This window comes from Streptomyces sp. HSW2009 (genome assembly GCF_040240285.1).
In the GTDB taxonomy this organism is placed as follows: domain Bacteria; phylum Actinomycetota; class Actinomycetes; order Streptomycetales; family Streptomycetaceae; genus Streptomyces.
In genome coordinates, this window is record NZ_JBEHZD010000711.1 from 1 (window position 1) to 3344 (window position 3344).

Annotated in this window: 2 protein-coding genes and 1 pseudogene; 1 reads left to right on the forward strand and 2 read right to left on the reverse strand. The window is 74.0% G+C overall.

The window, feature by feature from the left end; translation table 11 throughout:
• Positions 1-206 (reverse strand): annotated as a pseudogene (locus AAHZ94_RS31105) (hypothetical protein); the annotation flags it as partial.
• Between the two features lie 127 nt (positions 207-333).
• Positions 334-1188 (reverse strand): TIGR03619 family F420-dependent LLM class oxidoreductase, encoded by an 855-nt coding sequence (locus AAHZ94_RS31110; protein ID WP_349997062.1) that lies wholly within the window; start codon positions 1186-1188, stop codon positions 334-336.
• Between the two features lie 551 nt (positions 1189-1739).
• Between AAHZ94_RS31110 and AAHZ94_RS31115 the strand changes: the two genes are divergently transcribed.
• Complete coding sequence (locus AAHZ94_RS31115) at positions 1740-3257, forward strand: CehA/McbA family metallohydrolase (protein WP_349997063.1); 1518 nt, start codon at positions 1740-1742, stop codon at positions 3255-3257.
• The last annotated feature ends 87 nt before the right edge of the window (positions 3258-3344 follow it).

The window sequence follows — 3344 nt, forward strand, 5'->3', positions numbered from 1 at the left end:
GGGGGGGGGGGGGGGGGGGCGGGGGGGGCGGGGGGCGCCTGCGGCGGGGGCAGCACATCGCCCGTCAGCTCGGCCGCCGCCCCGGCGGACGGCGATCCGCCCAGGTCAACGATGGCCTGCTCGGTCGCGGTCTGCTCCGACTGCCGAGCCTGCCGCGACCGCTGCGGCTGTCGATCGGGGCCGGTTCCCTCTGCGCTCGTCGTCATTCCTTGAGGATACGAGCGGCCTCTGACAGTGGCGCCGAAGATCGCTGCGTGCTACGTCACAGGGGCCGCTCCGACCCCGCTCGCGGCCCGCGCCCCGTACCGCGCACTCGGTACGGGGCGGCCACGACTACAGGTACTGCGCGTACGCGTCGAGCGCCCGCAGCACGGTGCTCTCGTCGCCGGTCGGGGTCTGGAGCACCACTTCGGTGATGCCCAGGTCCGCGAAGTGGGCGAGCTTACCCGGCGTCGGCACCACCGCGTACGGGACGACCTCGGGCGCGCCCGCGCGCCCCGCGTCCGTCCAGGCCCGGCGCCGCGCGGGCCGCGACTCGGTCAGGCCGCTTCCGCCGAGCGGCAGCCAGCCGTCGGCCTGCGCGGCGATGTGCGCGAACAACCGCGGGCCCGCCCCGCCGCCGAGCAGGGTGCGCGGACCGGTCAGCGGTGCGCCGGCGCGCTGGCGCGGCGGCAGCAGCGGCTTGGGGTGCGCGTGGCTGGCCGGTACGAAGCCGAACTCGCCGTCGTAACCGGTCGGTTCGGCCGCCCACAGGGCCTGCATCAGGGCCAACTGGTCGCGTACGAGCTCGCGCCTGGTCGACCACTGGATGCCGTGGCTCGCGGCCTCCTCGACGTGCCAGCCGTAGCCGACGCCAAGGGTGAACCGGCCGCCGGAGAGGAAGTCGAGGGTGGCGATCTGCTTGGCCAGGTCGATCGGGTCGTGCTGGGCGACCAGGGCGATGCCGGTGCCGAGGCCGAGCCGTTCGGTGACGGCGGCGGCCTGGCCGAGCGCGACGAACGGGTCGAGCGAGCGCCCGTACTCGCGCGGCACCGGCCCACCGCCGGGGAGCCGGCTGGCGCCGTCCACCGGGATGTGGGTGTGTTCGGGGAGGTAGAGGCCGGCGAATCCGCGCTCTTCCAGCGCGCGGGCCAATCGGACGGGGCTTACGGTCTCGTCGGTGAGAAAGCTGGTGATGGCGACACGCATAGCCGGTTCGTACCTCCGCGTGGGCTGAGCTGCTGTGCGTATGTTCTCTCACCGTCACCCGGGTTATCCACAGCCCTTTCCGCCTCTGTCACAGACGCGTACAACGGTTGTCACACGGCCGGTCACGGCCCGGGACACCACCGCTCTCGGACGCTGCGACCGCTGGTCACGGCTGCCACCCGGCGGCTGTGGGCACGAGCTGAGAACAGGCCGGGAGCGGGTCGGGAGCGGGTCGGACACGGGCCAGGAGCGGGCCGGACAGCTAGGGAAGACGGGCGCGGGGACCGTGACCGGCGGTGTGGACGGCGACGCGGCACCCACGCAATCGCCCACCCGACCGGGTGAAACCGGGGGGCGCGGGGCCGCGGCGGGTTGGGTACGAGGCTCTGCCGAGGCCGGGCCCCGTAGGACAGGCGGGACCAACCCGGGCCGACGGGACCGGCAAGGCACCCGGGGGACGGCAAGGCACCTGGGGACGGCAAGGCAGCAACACCGCAAGAACAGCAAGAACAGCAGGGACAGCAGGGACAGCGAAAACGAGGGGGACCGCAATGGACCGTCGGGCACTACTGAAGATGTCGGCCGCCACGGGCGCGGCGGGCGCGCTGACGCTGGGCACCGTGACGTTCGCGCACGCGGCCGACGGGCGCGGCGAAGAGACCCGCAAGGTCACCGGCGAACTGCCGCCCGGCTCCCCCGACTTCGTCTACCTACCGCTGGACATCCCGCACGGCGTGCGCGAAATACACGTCGCGTACGGGTACGACCGGCCCAGCGTGCCAGCCGGCACCCAGGGGAACGCCTGCGACATCGGCATCTTCGACGAACGCGGCATCGAACTCGGCGGACGCGGCTTCCGCGGCTGGTCCGGCGGGTTCCGCACGGAGTTCACGATCAGCGCGGAGCAGGCCACCCCGGGCTATCTGCCGGGCCCGGTCGGCGCCGGCACCTGGCACGTCGTACTCGGCCCGTACACGGTGGCACCGGCCGGGCTGCACTACGAGGTGACGATCACCCTGCGGTACGGGGCGCGCGGGCGCACCCCGCGGCCGGAGTACCCGCCGCAGCGCGCCAAGGGACGGGGTCGCGCCTGGTACCGGGGCGACAGCCATCTGCACACGGTCCACTCCGACGGCAGGCGCACCCCGGCCGAAGTGGCCGCCGCGGCCCGCGGGGCCGGGCTCGACTTCATCACCACCACCGAGCACAACACCAGCTCGGGGCATGCCGCCTGGGCCGGGCTGTGGGGCGATGACCTGCTGGTGCTGACCGGCGAAGAAGTCACCACGCGCAACGGCCACGTACTCGCGATCGGCGTGGACCCGGGCACGTTCATCGACTGGCGGTACCGGGCGCGGGACAACGCGTTCGGCCGGTTCGCCCGCAAGATCCGGCAGGCCGACGGCCTGGTCGTGCCGGCCCACCCGCACGCCACCTGCATCGGCTGCAACTGGAAGTTCGGCTTCAACGAGGCGGACGCCGTAGAGGTGTGGAACGGCCCGTTCACGCCCGACGACGAGGTGTCGATCGCCGAGTGGGACAACACGCTGGGCGCCGCGGGCCGCGGCGGCAAACCGTGGCTGCCGGCGCTGGGGAACAGCGACGCCCACCGCGACGGCCAGACGGTGGGGCTGCCCCAGACGGTCGTCCTCGCCGACGACCTGTCCCGCCCCGCGATCCTCGCCGGCCTCAGGGCCGGCCACAGTTGGATAGCGGAGTCCACCGGGATCGACCTGACCTTCACCGCACTCGACGGCCGCGGCCGACACGCGGGCATCGGCGACCGGCTGGCCGCGGCCCGCAACGAGCCGGTCACCGCCCGGCTGGAGATATCCGGCGCCCCGACCGGCGGCACCGTGCGCTTCCTCACCGACCAGGGCCAACTCTTCGCCACGGCCACACCCGCCGGCGGCTCCGGCGTGATCGAGTGGCGGACCACCCCGTCGTACGCGGCTTACGTCCGGGCCGAAATCCGACACGCCCCACCGGCCGGCAGCCCGACGGATGCCCCCGGCCCGATGGCCGCCATGACCAACCCGATCTTCTTGGGGGCGCGGGGGGAGGGGTGAGGTGCCGGACCCTGGGGGGGCCGGACGCGTCCACCCGCGGCTGGAACCTGGCGCCCGAGGTCGCCGGCTGGGCGCCGGCGACCCTGC

Coding starts and splice junctions, on each gene's coding strand:
- AAHZ94_RS31115 (WP_349997063.1), top strand. CDS start 1,740: ATGGACCGTCGGGCACTACTGAAGATGTCGGCCGCCACGGGCGCGGCG.
- AAHZ94_RS31110 (WP_349997062.1), bottom strand. CDS start 1,188: ATGCGTGTCGCCATCACCAGCTTTCTCACCGACGAGACCGTAAGCCCC.